This window comes from Mesorhizobium shangrilense (assembly GCF_040537815.1).
In the GTDB taxonomy this organism is placed as follows: domain Bacteria; phylum Pseudomonadota; class Alphaproteobacteria; order Rhizobiales; family Rhizobiaceae; genus Mesorhizobium; species Mesorhizobium shangrilense.
The window spans coordinates 4,002,779-4,018,425 of the sequence record NZ_JBEWSZ010000001.1 but is presented as its reverse complement, the minus strand read 5'-3'; the positions used below and the strand labels follow the sequence as shown (position 1 = coordinate 4,018,425).

Here is a 15,647-nt window from a genome sequence, read left to right as displayed (position 1 = left end):
ACTGCCCGGTTCAGGTGATCAGGAGCGAAGCGGGCTCGGCGTCGAGCAGCGAGATCGTGTTGCGCAGCGACGTTTCGAGATGCGTCTGCAGCGCCTTCATGGAGCCGGCCTGGTCGCGTTTGGCGAGCGCTTCGAGGATGGCGCGGTGCTGGGCGATCGTTTCCTGGCCGGCGCCAGGAGAGGGCAGCGACAGAAGCCGGCAGCGATCCATCTGCGCCTTCGAGACGTCGACGACCTTCCACAGCATGGCGAGGCCGTTCACCTCGGCGATGTAGCGATGAAAGTCGTCATCCCTGGCGATCGCTTCGTCGAAACGCCCGCGCTTAACCGCGGTCTCATGGGCGTTGATGATGTCTTCCAGGTCCTGGATATGATGGGTCTCGATGACCACCGCTGCCCGCTTGATGCTCTCGAGTTCGAGCGCTATGCGGATGATATAGGCCTCCTCGACCTGCTTGCGGCTGATGCCAGCGACGAAAGTGCCGTTCTGGGCGAAGACCTCGATCAGCCCTTCGTCGCTGACCTTCTTGACCGCCTCGCGCACTGGCGTGCGCGAAATGCCGAGCTTGTTGGCGATCTCGATCTCGTTGATCGGCGCGCCCGGCGCGAGCTTGCCGGTGACGATCGCCTTGCGCACCAGCGCATAGATCTGGTCCCGAAGCGGGATGGCGCGGTTCAGCGACGCGCCTTGCAGGAACTCGGTCAGCCGGTCTTCGCCTCCCTGTGCCGCCTGCGGTCTGCCCGTCGTATCCGATGGTCTCGAAGCCATGACGCTTGCCCTTGCCGCTTTCTGTCGCCTTGCGTGCGGCGTCCGCATAGCATTGGGCGCCAGGCTGGTACAATTCAATCCGCCTGGCGCGCCAACGCACGATTCAAGGCTTGCATTATACTAGTGTAATGTGCAAGAGCAATCGTGCTGGCGGCTGATGATCGGGAGCGAGAAACGCCGCCGCGAGAGGACATGGTCCGGTCCGGACCCCATCATTCTCCAAGGCCCAATCAATATTCAAGGGAAGGCTTGCCGATGAACAGGATTGATCTCGACGGTCAGGTGGCTGTCGTGACGGGTGGTGCGCAGGGCTTGGGTCTTGCCTTCGCAAAGCGCATCCTGGGCTCCGGCGCCAAGGTATGCCTGTGGGACGTCAATGGCGACCGCTTGCAGGCCGCCAAGGCGGAACTGGGCGACGGCGCGGTCGAGACGGTCGTGGTCGACATCGTCGATCCCGACGCCGTCGTGGCGGCGCACGCTCGCACCGAGTCCGTGCTCGGTTCCGTGTCGATCCTGGTCAACTCGGCGGGCATCGCCGGTCCCAACCATACGCTGGAAGCCTATCCGGTCGCCGACTGGAAGCGCGTCATCGACATCAACCTGCATGGCACGTTCCACGTCAACCGCGCCGTGGTGCCGTCGATGAAGGCGAAAGGCTACGGCCGCATCGTCAACGTCGCCTCGATCGCAGGCAAGGAAGGCAACCCCAACGCATCCGCCTATTCGGCGTCGAAGGCCGCGGTCATCGGCATGACCAAGTCACTGGGCAAGGAACTGGCCGGGCTCGACATCGCCGTCAACTGCATCACGCCGGCCGCCGCGCGCACGCCGATCTTCGACCAGATGAAGCAGGAGCACATCGACTACATGCTGTCGAAGATCCCGCGCGCCCGTTTCCTCGAGGTCGACGAGGCCGCCAACATGGTGGCTTGGCTGGTCTCGAAGGAGAACAGTTTCACCACCGGCGCCGTGTTCGACCTGTCCGGCGGCCGCGCCACCTATTGACCCTCGGAGAGATCAGATGAAACTGCTGCGCTACGGCCCTTCCGGCGCCGAAGAACCCGGCCTCTTGGATGCCGACGGGAACATTCGCGACCTCAGCGGAACGATTGCCGATATCGGCGGAAGCGACATCTCGCCCGAAGGCCTCGCGCGGCTGGCGGCCATCGATCCGGCATCGCTGCCGAAGGTCGAGGGCAATCCGCGGTTAGGCGCCTGCGTCGCCAACACCGGCAAGTTCATCTGCATCGGCCTGAACTACGCCGATCACGCGGCGGAGTCGGGCATGGCCGTGCCGTCCGAGCCGGTCATCTTCATGAAGGCGACCTCGGCGATCGTCGGCCCGAATGATGACGTGCTGATCCCGCGCGGCTCGCAGAAGACCGACTGGGAGGTTGAACTCGGCATCATCATCGGCAAAACAGCGAAATACGTCACCGAAGCCGAGGCACTCGATTATGTAGCCGGCTATTGCGTGGCGCATGACGTCTCCGAGCGGGCGTTCCAGACCGAGCGCCAGGGCCAGTGGACCAAGGGCAAGAGCTGCGACACGTTCGGCCCGACCGGCCCATGGCTGGTCACAAAGGACGAGGTCGCCGATCCGCAGAACTTGGGCATGTGGCTCACCGTCAATGGCGAGACCATGCAGAACGGCTCGACGAAAACCATGGTCTACGGCGTCACCCACCTCGTCTCCTACCTGTCGCAGTTCATGTCGCTGCATCCGGGCGACATCATCTCCACCGGCACGCCGCCGGGCGTCGGCATGGGCATGAAGCCGCAGCGCTGGCTGAAGCCCGGCGATGTCGTCGAGCTCGGCGTTGACGGGCTCGGATCGCAGAAACAGCACGTCCGCGCCGACGGCTGAGCCGGCGAGAGGAGACCGCCATGGCCAGCCCCATCGTCGACGCGCATCACCATTTCTGGCGGGTCGACCGTGGCGACTATCATTGGATGTCGCCCGGCATGGGAGCGCCGCTCTACCGGGATTATCTGCCGCGGGACCTGGCGCCGCTTCTGCGCAAGGCCGGCGTCGACAAGACCGTCGTCGTCCAGGCCGCGCAGACGGAGGACGAAACGGCCTTCCTGCTGGCGCTTGCCGGCGAGACCGATTTTGTCGCCGGCGTGGTCGGGTGGCTCGACATGGAAGACCCGGCCTTCGCCGTCAAGCTCGACGCGCTCATGGCCAATCCCAAATTCGTCGGCCTGCGGCCCATGCTGCAGGATCTCGCGGATGATGCCTACATCCTGCGGCCTTCTGTCATCTCCAGCCTGCGGGTCATTGCTGAACGCGGTGTCGCCTTCGATGTCCTGACCTATCCCCGCCACCTCAGAAACGTCGCCAAGGCCCTCGACGCCGTGCCCGGCTTGCGGGCGGTGATCGATCACATCTCGAAGCCTTCCATCGCGTCGGGTGCATTCAATGGCTGGGCCAGCGACCTGCAGCGTGTCGCCGCATTTCCCAATGTCTTCTGCAAGCTCTCCGGCATGATCACCGAAGCGGATCACGACAGCTGGCGCCCGCGCGATCTGAAACCTTATGTCGACCAGGCGCTGCTGTCTTTCGGGGCTGACCGCCTGATGTTCGGCAGCGACTGGCCCGTATGCCTGCTGGCGGGCAGTTATGCCGAGGCGCTCAACGCGCTGCGCACCGTTCTCGACCCCCAGCTTTTGAAGGATCAGCAGGCGGCCGTCTACGGCCTGAATGCCGTCCGCTTCTACCAGCTGTCGATCTGATGCAGGGCTGCCCAAAAACCATGCGGGACAATCCTTGCACCGTGTGTTATATTAGTGTTATAGAACAACGAAGGCTGCAGGACGGCCGCCACGCATCTGAAATCGGAAACGGGTGAGGGACGGGATGTCGGCCGCGACGAGCGCTCTTCGCATGCAAGGGATCAGCAAGATCTTCCCAGGCGTGAAGGCGCTTTCCGATGTCAATTTCTCTGTCGATTTCGGCCGCGTCCACGCCATCGTCGGCGAAAACGGCGCCGGCAAATCCACGTTGATGAAGGTGCTCAGCGGCACCTATCTTCCAACCACCGGCACCACCGAGGTGGGCGGTGTGGAAGTGCGCATGCGCAAGCCGGCCGATGCGCAGAAACTTGGCATCCGCATGGTGCATCAGGAATTGAACCTGGTGCCCGACCTGACCGTCGCCGAGAACGTCCATCTCGGCCGCATGCCGCGCAAATGGCTGCTGGTCGACAAGGCCGCGATGGTCGGTAACGCGGCCGCCGTCCTGAAGGAATTGGGCGCCGACATCGATCCCAAGGCGCGGCTCGGCGATCTTTCGATCAGCCAGCAGCAGCTGGTGGAAATCGCCAAGGCCTATGCCGCCAACCCGCGTATCATCGTGCTGGACGAGCCGACATCGAGCCTGAGCGAGCACGAGACGGCGGCGCTGTTCCGCATCCTGCGCAAGATGAAGGCGCAGGGCATCGCCATCGTCTACATCAGCCATCGGCTGAAGGAGGTGCTGGAGATCGCTGACGATGTCACCATCCTGCGCGACGGCAGCATGATCGAATCGCGTCCGGCCGACGGCATCACCGCCGCGCAGATGATCAAGCTGATGGTCGGCCGCGAGGTCACCAACGTGTTCCCGAAGACGCCCTCGACGATCGGCGCTCCGGTGCTGAAGGTCAGAGGCCTCGGCGACGGCGTCACTTTTTCCAATGTCAGCTTTGATGTCCGGGCTGGCGAGATACTCGGCCTGACCGGCCTCGTCGGTGCCGGCCGCACCGAAGTCGCCAAGGCGATCTTCGGCCTGTCCACGCTGACCGCCGGCAGCATCGAGACCCATGGCAAGCCCGTCACCATCCGCTCGCCGTCACAGGCGATGAGGGCCGGCATCGCCTATGTGCCGGAAGACCGCAAGGGAGACGGCATCATCCCGTCCATGACGGTGCGCGAGAACATCAGCCTGCCGGTCTTGCGCCGGCTTTCCCGCTTCAGCCGCGTCAGCCTGAGCGCCGACCGCAAGCTCGCGGCGAAATACGCTGCGGACTTTTCCATTGTCCCGCCTGATCCCGAGCGCCGCATCAACCTTCTGTCGGGTGGAAACCAGCAGAAGGCCGTCATCTCCAAATGGCTGTCGGCCAAGCCGTCCGTGCTCATTCTCGATGAGCCGACGCGCGGCGTCGATGTCGGCGCCAAGGCCGAAATCCACCGCATCATCGGTGAACTCGTCGCGAAGGGAATGGCTGTGGTGATGATCTCGTCCGAACTCCCCGAAGTGCTCGGCGTCTGCGACCGGGTCGTCGTCATGCGTGACGGCCGTGCCTCGCCGGCGATCGAGCGCAAGGACCTGTCGGAAGAACGCATCATGGCGCTCGCCACGGGCGAAGAAACGGCATGACGGACATCGCCCTCTCCATGCAGGATCGTACCAACCCACGTTTCAACCGTGGCAGCCGGCTCGTTGACACCGTCTCTCGTGCCGGCCTGCTCATCGCCATCCTGGCGGTGGTGCTCTACGGGGCGCTCGCCAGCCCGGTCTTCTTCACCACAGGCAATCTGGTCAATGTCCTGACCTCGATGGCCATCGTCGGCATCGTTGTGGTTGGCATGACCTTCGTGCTCGTCGTCGGCGGCCTTGCCGACCTTTCGGTGCCGGCGACCATCGCCTGCGGCGCCATCCTGTCGCTTGCCCTGCAGCCGATGATCGGCCCGGTTCCCGCCTTCGTCCTGGCGGTCGCGCTGGCCGGCGCCTGCGGCCTCGTCAACGGATTGTTGGTCGGCTATGTCGGCATCAACCCGATCATCGCCACGCTGGGCGTCGGCACCATCGTGCTCGGCATTGTCCAGGCGGCGGTCGGCGGCGTCATCGTCTACGGTACCGACCCGGCCACGGCGGCACTGGTCAAGAGCCGGGTTCTGGGTATTCCCACCATCGCCCTGATCTTCCTGGCCATCGCCCTCATCGGAAACTTCGTCCTGTCGCGCTCCTTCTGGGGCCGGTGGACCATCGCCACGGGCGGTAATTACAGTGCCGCTGAAGCCAGCGCTGTGCCGGTTCGTGCCGTCAAGGCCGGAGCCTTCATCATCACCGCACTGTGCTCGGGCCTGAGCGGTGCGTTGCTCGGATTGACCCTGCAGAGCGCCCGACCGCTTGTCGGCACAGGCTATGAGTTCAGCGCCATCACTGCCGTGGTGGTCGGTGGCGTCTCGATCATGGGCGGTTTCGGCTCGGTGCCGCGCGCCATCGCCGGGCTGGTCTTCGTCCAGTTGCTCACCAACGTCATGGTGCTGCAGGGCGTGCGCACGCCCGTCCAGGGCTTTATCCTCGGCCTGCTGATCGCCATTGCGGTCGCCCTCGATGTCGCCCTTCGCAAGCGGGGTGTTGCGTGATGGCTCTCCTCTCGCAAATCGCCCGCTACCGGGTCGCGCTCATCCTCGGCCTCACGCTCATCGTCGCCTCGCTGCTGGTGCCGGGCTTCCTCAGCCTGACCACGCTCGGCCTTGGCCTCGACCGCAGCTCGACCATCGGCATCATCGCCATCGGCCTGACGGTCCTGCTGATCGCTGGCCAGATCGATCTGTCAGGCGGCGCGGTGTTTGCATTGGCGGGCATCGTCTCGATCCAGCTGCAGCCGAGCCTGGGGCTTTGGCCGGCAGCATGCGTCGGCGTTCTGACCGGAGCGGCCGCCGGTGCACTGAACGGCATCCTGTCCGTCGGCTTCAAGGTCAATTCGCTGGTAGCGACGCTGGCCACCATGCTGATCTTCCGGTCTATCGCGCACTGGATCACCGCCAGCCAGCCAGTGTCGGGCACCGACATCATGTTCTCGCTGGCGCTGGCCAAGATCTATTTCGACATCTTCACCGTGCGCAGCGCGCTGTTCCTGGCCGCCATCCTGCTCCTGCATTTCTGGCTGACCCGCACCGTGTCCGGCCGCAATCTGTTCGCCGTCGGCTCGAATGCGATCGCCGCCGAGGCCAGCGGCATCTCGTCTGGCAAGATGGTGTTTCTCGGCTTCGTCTTCGCCAGCACGCTGGCGGGGGTCGCGGGCGTGCTGCAGAGCCTTGCCACCAACACAGGCTCGCCGATGTTCGGTTCGGAACTGACCGTCTCGGTGATCGCGGCGGTGGTCGTCGGCGGCACGCGCCTCGAGGGCGGCCGGGGCTCGGCGCTGGGCACGCTCGGCGGCGTGCTCACCATCGCCTCGCTGACCACCGCGATGGAGTTCCAGTCCGTCCCCGCCTACGTCCAGCAGGTCGTCGCCGGCCTCATTCTCATTCTGCTCGTCGTTCTCGACCGCACGGTCAGGACGACCGCGCGGGCCAACACACGGGCAGCCGTCTCTGCCTGAAAAAATAGCATTCAAAAGGAGGAAACCATGACTACCAGGAAAACCGCATTGCTTATCAGCGCCATGGCGCTATTGGCTTCAGCCGGCTGGGCCGAGGCCAAGACGGTCTGCTACGTAACGGCCGCCGACTCGCATGCCTATGCGACGCCGGCAAACAAGGCGCTCGAAGCGCGCGCCAAGGAACTCGGAATCGAGGTGCTCGGCCTCAGCCAGAATTTCGATGTCCAGACCGGCACCGAGCAGCTCAACACCTGCATCGCCCGCAAGGCCGACGGCATCATCCTGTGGCCGCTCGACCCGCAGGCCTATATCCCCGCGCTGGCGCGCGCGCAGCAGGCCAACATACCGGCCATCCTCATCAACTCGCCGATGAGCGACCAGGCCAAGCCGTTCATCAAGTCGTTCACCGGTCCCGACGTCTACGAGGAAGGCAAGATGGCGGCCGATTCGCTGAACACGGCGCTGAAGGGCGAGGGCGCGGTGATCGTCATCGCCGGCCAGGCCGGCAACGGCACCACGATCGGGCGCGTCGGCGGCTTCGTCGATCACCTCAAGAAACTCGGCAGCAAGATCGAGGTGCTCGACACCGTCAACGCCGACTTCGATCAGCAGAAGGCGCTGGTCGCCAGCCGCGACCTGATCACCCGCTTCGGCGACAAGATCAACGGCGTCTACGCCAATGACGACACCATGGCGCGGGGTTTCATCGACGCCTGGAAGGAAGCCAACCCCGGCAAGCCGACGCCGCCGATCGTCGGCATCAACGGCCAGAAGGACGCCTTCGAGTCGATCAAGTCCGGCGAGATGTATTCGACCATCGTCCAGTCGCCCGACGAGGACGGCAAGCTCGCCATCAACACCATGGCCGAGATCCTCGACGGCAAGGATGTCAAGGATCGCATCCCGATCCCGCTGACCGTCGTCACCAAGGAGAACGTCGAGACCACCAAGCCCGCTTTCTGATTTGCGGAGCTGTCTCTTGACAACCTACGGTTTGGCCCGGCTTTGCCGGGCCATTTCGTTATGGCCCTTGGTCAACGGCCTGCGGGCCGCTTCGGAACGGCATCAGGGCAGGTAGCATTGAGGAGAAAGTCTGCAGATAAATACCCGTCATGGTTGCAATTCCCGGTCCGAACAGGTACTCTCTGAATTGGGATAGGGGGAGAGACAATGATTTCACCGGGGTTCATAGCAGAGCTTTTGGGCGTGGCCTTTTTCATGGCGCTGACAGGGGCGTTGGTGGCGTGGCTGTTGAGGAAGGTCATGGGCATCGGACTTGTTACATCCTACGCGCTGGGCATCACGGCCATGACGTTTGCCGGCGCCGCCCTGTATATATCCAGCCAAGACGGAGCCGTCGACTATCTCACTGCCTGGATCAAATACGCCATCGGTGGCGTAGTCGGCTTCGCCATCCTCTATGCGACATCGCGTCGGTCGGCGAACAAGGCGTAGGGCTTGCGAGAAGCGCACCCCTGGCTGTTCCGGCATCGGCGTGTCCGACAAGGGTGATCGGATTCAGCCTTGGATTGGTTTTGTTCTCCGACAGTCGGCGTGTCGCAGCCAGATACAAAAAACCCCGCCAGCAGGGAGCTTGGCGGGGTATTGATTGGAGGAGTTCAGGATCGAATGGGAGACGATCCGGGTGGGAAACTCAGGTGCCGTGCAAAGGTTCCACATTCGCTTGGTTTTCCGTCTCCTACATCAATCCCTTGGCGGCGGTGCGCAGGATGATTGCACGCGCATCGCAGCCTTCAGGCGTCGGCAGTCCCAGATAATTGTGCGGCTTCGAAGCCCACAGCGATGAGCTGCGCATAGCTGACCTCGGCATGGCGGTCTTCGTGTCGGTGACATCGATAGAGGCGCTGGCCTACACCGCGGTTCTGAACGCCCCCGAAAAGCTCTCGAAGCAAGCAATCGAAGCGCTCGTCGAGGAGGCCATCCGTCTCGTGGTCGGGTATCTGCGGTAGGGCATGAGCGAGGCGCAGGCAGCCTCAGGGCGCTCGTCTCAATTCTTGTCCACCGGCTTGGAACGCATCCGCGACACCGTCTCGCGCTCGGCGCGTTTGGAGCGCAGCGGCGGCAGGCCGCGGTCGATCAGGTCCATGTCCTCCAGCACCATATCGCCCATGCGCTTGAAGGCGATGTCGAGCGCGCCGGCGCGATGGGCCGAGCGCAGGAAGCCGGGCAGGTCGCGCACTGGATGGTCCTGCGCTAGCGGTTCTTCCGGAAAGACGTCGCTGGCGGCGACGATGTGGCCGCTCTTCACCGCCGCCATCAGGGCGGGGAAGTCGACGACGCCGGCGCGGCTGAGCAGGATGAAGGCGGCGCCCTTGCGCATGCTGGCAAAGGCATCGGCGCCGAGAAACCCTTGGTTCTCTGATGTCACCGAGGCGACGACGAAAACGAAATCGCTCTGCGACAGCACCTCGTCCAGCGAAGCCGGCGCGACGCCATTGTCGATCAGGATCGACGGCGGCAGCCAAGGGTCGAAGACTTTCGTGCGGGTGCGGAAGCCGGACAGCAGCCGGTTCAGCGCGCGGCCGAGATCGCCGAAGCCGATGATGCCAACGTCGGCGCCGGACAAAAGCTGCGCCGTCTGGTTGCCGTCACCGCCCCAAAGCTCCTTGCCCTGCCGGAAAGCGAGATCGGCATCGACGATGTTGCGGGCGAGGTTGAGCGCCATGGCAAGGCCAAGCTCGGCCACCGGCTCGGCGAATACCAGCCCGGTGGTGACGACATGGATGCCGCGCGCAAAAAGCGTCTCATAGGGCATGTTGTTGAGCAAATTGGTCTCGACATTGAAGACGCAGCGCAGCGCCTTCATTGTCTCCAGCGTTTCCGGCGTGATCGGCGGCTGGCCGACGATGTAGCGGGCCTCCGCCAGCACATCGGCCGGCAGTTTCGCCACGCCATCGGCCGTCGTCTCGACAATGCGGTAGTTGGCCCGCAGGCGTGCCAGTTGCGGTGGCGTGAAGATGAGGTCGAGCGTGCGTGGTTCCGGCGCGCTGATCACCAGCGGCAAGGCGCTGTTGGACATGACAAATTCCTCCCGGCGCGATCACTGTCGCGCCCCTCAGACAGAATGTTTGGTTCGGATCGAGCGACTGGCCGCACTATCGGCCCCTGACCTTCGAATGGCATGGCCACCACGCCGATGGTTCGGCCGGCAGGCGGAACATCTGAACCGGATAGTGAAGCAGCATGTAACGCCAGGCCTGCCGCAGAGCCAGGCCCAGGCGACAATCCTCGATCAGCATGACTCTCGCACCTGGAAGATCGAGAAAGCCGTCTTTGCTGGCGCTGTTTGACGCCCAGACGACAGCCTGCTTGCCGGCTTTGGCGGCCTCGCGAAAGAAACGTGCCTGCCAGTTATGCCCGGGCTCGCGCCCTACCAATGTTCTTTCAGCTAGAGCCACTCGCAAATCGATGGCGGCGGCGGCCCGCAAAGGCAGGTGAAACACTTCCAGGCTGTCTGCAAGCGTTGGCCAGGAGTTGCCCAGAAGCTGGTGCTGACCCCAGTCTATATGGACTGGCCCGTCGGCTCTGAAGCCAATCTTGGGCATACTCGAACAAACGAACGATCGTTCGTAGCGTTCTACCGTTGCGGGCGATGTGTCGGCAAACACTGGAGCCCGATATCGTACATTGAGCAAGCCCCGCCGGCTGAACCCGGTTTGGCCACGATCCTGAACGAAATGCAGCCAGCGACCGACGAAGACGCCTGGCCCTTTCGCCGCGATGCGGATCTGTACTGCATCAATGTTCCAGAACTCATCCGAGTCGAAGGGGAAGACGATCGGATAGCCGTCGGCGACCGCCGTATTCGCAGCTTCATTCATCACTTGCTTCTGCCGGTAGACCGGGTCGCCAGTTTTCTCGACAACAATCTTGTTGCAGGCACGGCTGATCGATTGAAGCGCCTCGTAGGTTCCGTCAGTCGACCCATCGTCGATGAACACCAGCCGATCGAAACCAATCCGCAGATAATGCCCACATAGGAAAGGCACGAGATCGACCGCATCCTTGATCATACAGACACCGCAAATCAACAGATTGGACATATTGCGGTTCACCACACGATCTCTGTTCCCAAATTTGGCCGGATAACTCGCCCCGCCAACCTTTCGTCTGGCGGGATTTGTTCGTGGAGATGCTTTCCCCGTGTGAAAGCCAACCAACCAGACATTGGCCTGTCAATGAAAGTTTTTCCCTCGCTCGGCGCGGACGACCATGGCTGCCGCCGGGTTGAACGCAGGGGCCGGGTGAGCAGGCTTTTTGATAGGTTGCCGGCGTGCCTTCGCCAGCCACCGCCCGGCGAGGCGCACCGATACGCAGGGTCTTGATGCGGATCATCAAAGCAAAGAACATTGCCCCAAGCCGGTTCTCTCCTCAGGTCAAGCCCGATGGTATGTTTCTGGGCGACGCGAACCGCAGACTACGCCTCGGATTAACCGATTTACAACTGCGAAAAATCGATTTATCCATTACATCAGTGGGGCATGATGCAAGGTCCCGCCCTCGGGAGGAGGACAAATGGCGCATCGCGAAGCCCGGCAGCGGCGTCCGTCGATCCACGACGTGGCAAGCCGCGCCGGCGTGTCCGCCGCCACCGTCTCCAAGGTCATGGCCGGCGTCACCACGGTGAAGCCGGAAAACGCGCAGCGCGTCTTCGATGCCATCGAGCAATTGGGCTACCGCGTCGATCCGCTGGCGTCCGACATGCGCCGGGCCAAGCGCCGCATCATCGGCGCCATCATGCCGGAATTCGAAAGCGAGTTTTTCGGCCAGATGGTCACGCAACTCGAAAGCCTCGCAGAACAGCGCGGCTACACGCTGGTGGCGGCATCGAGCCGCGAATCCGAAGAGCGCGAAAAGGAAATCCTCGCCCGCATGCATGACTGGCGGGTAGCCGGCGTGGTGCTAGCGCCGGTGCGCAACGAGCATGGTCCGGCGGCCGCCTTCATGAAAGCCAACGGCATGACCGGCGTGCTGATCGACCGCGTGCTGTCCGACGATGCCTTCGACACGGTGTCCGCCGACAGCGCGGCGGCCAGCGCCGAAGTGGCAAGGATGCTGGTCGGCAAGGGCCATCGCCATGTGCTGGTCATTGGTCTGGCCGAACAGGCGGCGACGGTGCGCGCCCGCCTCGACGGCTTCCGCAGCCAGGCGCTGGCGCTCGACCCGTCGATCCGCATCGACGTCATCCTGTCGGAGGTCAGCGTCGAGCCGCTGCGGGCATCCTTGCGCGACTATTTCGGGCGGGGCGAGCGGCCGACAGCTGTCTATTCGCTGCTGCTCAAGGGCACGCTGGTTGCGCTTTCCGAATTCCGCCGGCGCGGCTGGCATTGCCCCAACGACATCTCGCTGGTCGGCTTCGACGACGCCGAATGGATGCAGGTGACCTGGCCGGCCATCGCCGCCGTCGTGCAGCCGGTGCGGCAGATCGCCATCGAGGCGATGAACCTTTTGTTTCGCAGGATAGAGGGCGAGGAGGGCCAGCCTACCGCACGGCTCGAACCCTGCCAGGTTTTGATGCGGGAATCCGTTGGCTCGCCAGGCAACGGCCCGCATTCCGGGGGAGGAGACCGACAATAGCCCCCATTGTCGAAGACGGAAGGCAGGCGCCGGACCTGGCTTTGGCTCGCGGCGCGTGACATCAACAGGAGGAAGGCAATGACATCGTTCGTTCTGAAGATAAATCGATTTACTCTGGCTCTGGGCGTCGCGATGGCGTTCTCGGCCATCTCCGCAGCCAAGGCCGACGACGCCGAGTACGGCGTGCTGATGAAGACACTGGCCAATCCGTTCTGGGGCGCGATGGCCCAGGGCGTCGAAGCCGGCGCCAAGGAAGCCGGCGTGAAGATCTTCCAGCAGGCAGCTGAGAGCGACCAGGCGGCCGAGCCGCAGCTCAATTTGTGCAACACCATGCTGGAGCGCAAGCCGGCGGCGATGATCACGGCGGCGATCAACTCGACCAATCTGCTGCCGTGCCTGAAGACGGCGCAGGAGGCCGGCATCAAGATCGTCGATCTCGACAACAATCTCGATCAGGCGGTGCTCGACAAGGAAGGCATCAAGGTCACCTTCCACATCGGCTCCGACAACAATGCAGCTGGCGCGCAAGGGGCCGAATATCTCGTCTCCAAGCTCGGCAAGGACGCCAAGGGGCCGGTGCTGGTGATCGAGGGCCTTTCCGGCAACATCACCGGCGAGAAGCGCGCCAAGGGCTTTGCCGACAAGCTGAAAGAATTGGCGCCTGGATTGCAGATCGTCGCCTCGCTGCCGGGCGACTGGGATCGTGGCAAGGCCGCCTCGATCGCCACCGACACGCTGACGGCGCATCCCGACCTCGTCGCCATCTTCTGCGCCAATGACGGCATGGCGCTGGGTGCTGTCGAATCCGTCTACGCCGCCGGCAAGGGCCCGCAGGTGACGATCATCGGCGTCGACGGCAATTCCGACGCGGTCAAGTCGATCAAGGAAGGTCGCCTCAATGCCTCGGTGGCGCAGCTGCCCTACCTCGTCGGCAAGCAGGCGGTCGAGAACGTCAAGAAGGCGCTGGCTGGCGACAAGGTCGAGGATAGCATCGCCGTGCCGACCCTGGTGCTGACCAAGGACGTGATCGACGCCGGCAAGGAGCCGATGCTGGAGTATGTGAAGTAGGAAGGGGATAGGCAGTAGGCAGTAGGCAGTAGGCAGTAGGCAGTAGGCAGTAGGCAGTAGGGAAACAGGCATGTTCCGCCCTCAGAGCTGATCACTTACTGCCCTACTGCCCAATCCCTACTGCCTACTGCCCTCTCTCAAAGGTGCAACCAAATGTCATTCTGGTCCCGGGTGCAGCGCGCATCCGTCGAACGGCTCCACATTCGCCTGGAATCGCTGCTGGTGCTCCTGGCGCTCAGCGCCGTCATGGCGGTGCTGTCGCCCTATTTCCTGTCGCTCAGCAATGTCCTCAACATCCTGCTCGCGACCTCGACGATCGGCGTGCTGGCCATCGCCGCCACCTTCGTCATCGGTTCGGGCGGGCTAGACCTGTCGCTGGGCTCGGTCATGGGCTTGTCCGGCGTCGCCGGCGCCTTCGTTGCGGTGAACCTCGGCTGGTGGTCGCCGCTGGCGGTTGCCGCCTGCATCATCGCCGGCGGCATTGCCGGCTACATAAACGGCCAACTGGTCACCCGCGCCTTCGTGCCGGCCTTCATCGTCACGCTCGGCATGCTCGGCCTGGCGCGCGGGCTGGCGCTGGTCATCTCGCAGGGCAGGGCGATCTACGGCCTGCCGCCCGAAATCGTATACATCGGCCAAGGCCGTCCGTTCGGCATTCCGATGCCGGTCATCCTCCTGGTGCTGGCGGCGATCGTCGCGCATTGCCTGCTCGCCTACACGCGCTTTGGCCGCCACACGCTGGCGCTCGGCGACAGCGAGGGTGCGGCGCGCGCCGCCGGCATCCGCGTCGAGCATCATCGCCGCATCATCTACACGCTGTCGGGAGCGCTCGCCGGCCTTGCCGGTCTGTTGTTCACCGCCCGCGTCAATGCCGGCGACCCGACCGCCGGCATCAACTACGAGCTCACCGCGATCACCGCCGCCATCATCGGCGGCACCAATCTGTTCGGTGGCCGCGCCTCGATCCTCGGCACCATGATCGGCGCGCTGATCATGGGCGTGCTGCAGAACGGGCTGACGTTGCTCGCGGTCCAATCCTACTACCAGCAGATGGCGATCGGCGCCGTGCTGATCCTGGCCGTGTTCATCGACCAGTATCAGGTGCGCAAGGAGTCGCGCGTATGACCCTTCTCGCCCTCAATGGCATCCGCAAAAGCTTCGGCGCGGTCGACGTGCTGCACGGCGTCGACCTGTCGGTCGAGGCCGGCGAAGTGATCGGCCTGGTCGGCGACAATGGCGCCGGCAAGTCGACGCTGATGAAGACCATCACCGGCATCTACCGGGCCGATTCCGGCTCCATCCAGCTCGATGGCCGGGACATCCTGCCGCTGGACCCAGGCCAGCGGCGCCGGCTCGGCATCGAGATGATCTATCAGGACCTGTCGCTGGCCAAGCAGCAGGACGTGGCTGCCAACATCTTCCTCGGCCGCGAGCCGGTGAAGAGACTGTTCGGCCTGTTTCCGGGCTTTGTCGACAAGGCCGAGATGGATCGCCAGGCAGCAAAAATGATCGAGCGGCTGGGCGCGCATCTGCCATCGATCAACCGCCCGGTCGGCTCGTTCTCGGGCGGCCAGCAGCAGACGGTAGCGATCGCCCGCGCCCTGACCTTCAACCCCAGGCTTGTCATCATGGACGAGCCGACGGCCGCCCTTGCTGTGCGTGAGGTGCAAAGCGTGCTCGACCTCATCCGCCGGCTGAAGTCGGAAGGCATCGCCGTCATCCTGATCTCGCATAGGCTGAACGACGTGCTGGCGGTCACCGACCGCATCGTGGTGCTGCGCCACGGTCGCGCCGAGGCCAATCTGGTCACCGCGAAAACCAACATGAACGAGGTCGTCGGCCGCATCGTCGGCGGCGGCGACACCAGCGCCGCGGCGGCGCACGAACAGAGAGGCTGA

General features: G+C 63.8%; 17 protein-coding genes. 13 read left to right on the top strand and 4 right to left on the bottom strand.

What is annotated here, in order from left to right; genetic code table 11:
- Positions 1–10 precede the first annotated feature (10 nt).
- Entirely contained in the window at positions 11–769 is a 759-nt protein-coding gene (locus tag ABVQ20_RS19500; RefSeq protein WP_354461131.1) for a GntR family transcriptional regulator, read from the bottom strand.
- 255 nt (positions 770–1,024) lie between these two features.
- Between ABVQ20_RS19500 and ABVQ20_RS19495 the strand changes: the two genes are divergently transcribed.
- The 8 genes from ABVQ20_RS19495 to ABVQ20_RS19460 all read left to right on the top strand — a co-directional run bounded on the left by ABVQ20_RS19495 (position 1,025) and on the right by ABVQ20_RS19460 (position 8,538).
- A complete protein-coding gene (locus ABVQ20_RS19495) occupies positions 1,025–1,774 on the top strand; it encodes an SDR family NAD(P)-dependent oxidoreductase (protein WP_354461130.1) in 750 nt (249 codons plus the stop codon).
- A gap of 16 nt (positions 1,775–1,790) precedes the next feature.
- Positions 1,791–2,636: a fumarylacetoacetate hydrolase family protein gene (locus ABVQ20_RS19490; RefSeq protein WP_354461129.1), complete on the top strand. Its 846-nt coding sequence runs from the start codon at positions 1,791–1,793 to the stop codon at positions 2,634–2,636.
- A gap of 20 nt (positions 2,637–2,656) precedes the next feature.
- Positions 2,657–3,505 carry an amidohydrolase family protein gene (locus ABVQ20_RS19485; RefSeq protein WP_354461128.1) on the top strand — a complete coding sequence of 283 codons (849 nt, stop codon included), beginning with the start codon at positions 2,657–2,659 and terminating at the stop codon, positions 3,503–3,505.
- 151 nt (positions 3,506–3,656) lie between these two features.
- Positions 3,657–5,129 (top strand): sugar ABC transporter ATP-binding protein, encoded by a 1,473-nt coding sequence (locus ABVQ20_RS19480; RefSeq protein ID WP_354461127.1) that lies wholly within the window; start codon positions 3,657–3,659, stop codon positions 5,127–5,129.
- A complete protein-coding gene (locus ABVQ20_RS19475) occupies positions 5,126–6,121 on the top strand; it encodes an ABC transporter permease (RefSeq protein WP_354461126.1) in 996 nt (331 codons plus the stop codon). The genes ABVQ20_RS19480 and ABVQ20_RS19475 overlap by 4 nt, the downstream gene beginning before the upstream one ends.
- Entirely contained in the window at positions 6,121–7,083 is a 963-nt protein-coding gene (locus ABVQ20_RS19470; protein ID WP_354461125.1) for an ABC transporter permease, read from the top strand. The genes ABVQ20_RS19475 and ABVQ20_RS19470 overlap by 1 nt, the downstream gene beginning before the upstream one ends.
- A gap of 27 nt (positions 7,084–7,110) precedes the next feature.
- The gene (locus tag ABVQ20_RS19465) at positions 7,111–8,046 is read left to right on the top strand and encodes a sugar ABC transporter substrate-binding protein (protein WP_354461124.1); all 936 of its coding nucleotides are present in this window, start codon (positions 7,111–7,113) and stop codon (positions 8,044–8,046) included.
- Positions 8,047–8,253: 207 nt separating this feature from the next.
- Positions 8,254–8,538 (top strand): hypothetical protein, encoded by a 285-nt coding sequence (locus ABVQ20_RS19460; RefSeq protein WP_354461123.1) that lies wholly within the window; start codon positions 8,254–8,256, stop codon positions 8,536–8,538.
- Between the two features lie 244 nt (positions 8,539–8,782).
- Here the strand turns inward: ABVQ20_RS19460 and ABVQ20_RS19455 are convergent, their stop codons facing one another.
- Positions 8,783–8,914, bottom strand: a complete 132-nt coding sequence (locus tag ABVQ20_RS19455; protein WP_354461122.1) for a hypothetical protein — start codon at positions 8,912–8,914, stop codon at positions 8,783–8,785.
- Here ABVQ20_RS19455 and ABVQ20_RS19450 point away from each other — a divergent pair.
- Positions 8,913–9,053: a hypothetical protein gene (locus ABVQ20_RS19450; protein ID WP_354461121.1), complete on the top strand. Its 141-nt coding sequence runs from the start codon at positions 8,913–8,915 to the stop codon at positions 9,051–9,053. The genes ABVQ20_RS19455 and ABVQ20_RS19450 overlap by 2 nt on opposite strands.
- A 38-nt stretch (positions 9,054–9,091) precedes the next feature.
- On the opposite strand, the gene ABVQ20_RS19445 is transcribed toward ABVQ20_RS19450, so the two are convergent.
- Positions 9,092–10,123 carry a hydroxyacid dehydrogenase gene (locus ABVQ20_RS19445; protein WP_354461120.1) on the bottom strand — a complete coding sequence of 344 codons (1,032 nt, stop codon included), beginning with the start codon at positions 10,121–10,123 and terminating at the stop codon, positions 9,092–9,094.
- Positions 10,124–10,199: 76 nt separating this feature from the next.
- Entirely contained in the window at positions 10,200–11,159 is a 960-nt protein-coding gene (locus ABVQ20_RS19440; protein ID WP_354461119.1) for a glycosyltransferase family 2 protein, read from the bottom strand.
- Positions 11,160–11,619: 460 nt separating this feature from the next.
- Between ABVQ20_RS19440 and ABVQ20_RS19435 the strand changes: the two genes are divergently transcribed.
- From ABVQ20_RS19435 to ABVQ20_RS19420, 4 genes are all read left to right on the top strand, one after another.
- A complete protein-coding gene (locus tag ABVQ20_RS19435) occupies positions 11,620–12,681 on the top strand; it encodes a LacI family DNA-binding transcriptional regulator (RefSeq protein WP_354461118.1) in 1,062 nt (353 codons plus the stop codon).
- Positions 12,682–12,759: 78 nt separating this feature from the next.
- Positions 12,760–13,749, top strand: coding sequence for a sugar ABC transporter substrate-binding protein (locus tag ABVQ20_RS19430; RefSeq protein WP_354461117.1), 990 nt, complete (start codon positions 12,760–12,762; stop codon positions 13,747–13,749).
- A 153-nt stretch (positions 13,750–13,902) separates the two neighbouring features.
- Positions 13,903–14,874, top strand: a complete 972-nt coding sequence (locus tag ABVQ20_RS19425) for an ABC transporter permease (RefSeq protein WP_354461116.1) — start codon at positions 13,903–13,905, stop codon at positions 14,872–14,874.
- Complete coding sequence (locus ABVQ20_RS19420; RefSeq protein ID WP_354461115.1) at positions 14,871–15,647, top strand: ATP-binding cassette domain-containing protein; 777 nt, start codon at positions 14,871–14,873, stop codon at positions 15,645–15,647. The genes ABVQ20_RS19425 and ABVQ20_RS19420 overlap by 4 nt, the downstream gene beginning before the upstream one ends.

Excerpts from the sequence above, each read along its gene's own strand:
- ABVQ20_RS19500 (WP_354461131.1), bottom strand. The coding sequence starts at position 769 with ATGGCTTCGAGACCATCGGATACGACGGGCAGACCGCAGGCGGCACAG.
- ABVQ20_RS19495 (WP_354461130.1), top strand. The coding sequence starts at position 1,025 with ATGAACAGGATTGATCTCGACGGTCAGGTGGCTGTCGTGACGGGTGGT.
- ABVQ20_RS19490 (WP_354461129.1), top strand. The coding sequence starts at position 1,791 with ATGAAACTGCTGCGCTACGGCCCTTCCGGCGCCGAAGAACCCGGCCTC.
- ABVQ20_RS19485 (WP_354461128.1), top strand. The coding sequence starts at position 2,657 with ATGGCCAGCCCCATCGTCGACGCGCATCACCATTTCTGGCGGGTCGAC.
- ABVQ20_RS19480 (WP_354461127.1), top strand. The coding sequence starts at position 3,657 with ATGCAAGGGATCAGCAAGATCTTCCCAGGCGTGAAGGCGCTTTCCGAT.
- ABVQ20_RS19475 (WP_354461126.1), top strand. The coding sequence starts at position 5,126 with ATGACGGACATCGCCCTCTCCATGCAGGATCGTACCAACCCACGTTTC.
- ABVQ20_RS19470 (WP_354461125.1), top strand. The coding sequence starts at position 6,121 with ATGGCTCTCCTCTCGCAAATCGCCCGCTACCGGGTCGCGCTCATCCTC.
- ABVQ20_RS19465 (WP_354461124.1), top strand. The coding sequence starts at position 7,111 with ATGACTACCAGGAAAACCGCATTGCTTATCAGCGCCATGGCGCTATTG.
- ABVQ20_RS19460 (WP_354461123.1), top strand. The coding sequence starts at position 8,254 with ATGATTTCACCGGGGTTCATAGCAGAGCTTTTGGGCGTGGCCTTTTTC.
- ABVQ20_RS19450 (WP_354461121.1), top strand. The coding sequence starts at position 8,913 with ATGGCGGTCTTCGTGTCGGTGACATCGATAGAGGCGCTGGCCTACACC.
- ABVQ20_RS19455 (WP_354461122.1), bottom strand. The coding sequence starts at position 8,914 with ATGCCGAGGTCAGCTATGCGCAGCTCATCGCTGTGGGCTTCGAAGCCG.
- ABVQ20_RS19445 (WP_354461120.1), bottom strand. The coding sequence starts at position 10,123 with ATGTCCAACAGCGCCTTGCCGCTGGTGATCAGCGCGCCGGAACCACGC.
- ABVQ20_RS19435 (WP_354461118.1), top strand. The coding sequence starts at position 11,620 with ATGGCGCATCGCGAAGCCCGGCAGCGGCGTCCGTCGATCCACGACGTG.
- ABVQ20_RS19430 (WP_354461117.1), top strand. The coding sequence starts at position 12,760 with ATGACATCGTTCGTTCTGAAGATAAATCGATTTACTCTGGCTCTGGGC.
- ABVQ20_RS19425 (WP_354461116.1), top strand. The coding sequence starts at position 13,903 with ATGTCATTCTGGTCCCGGGTGCAGCGCGCATCCGTCGAACGGCTCCAC.
- ABVQ20_RS19420 (WP_354461115.1), top strand. The coding sequence starts at position 14,871 with ATGACCCTTCTCGCCCTCAATGGCATCCGCAAAAGCTTCGGCGCGGTC.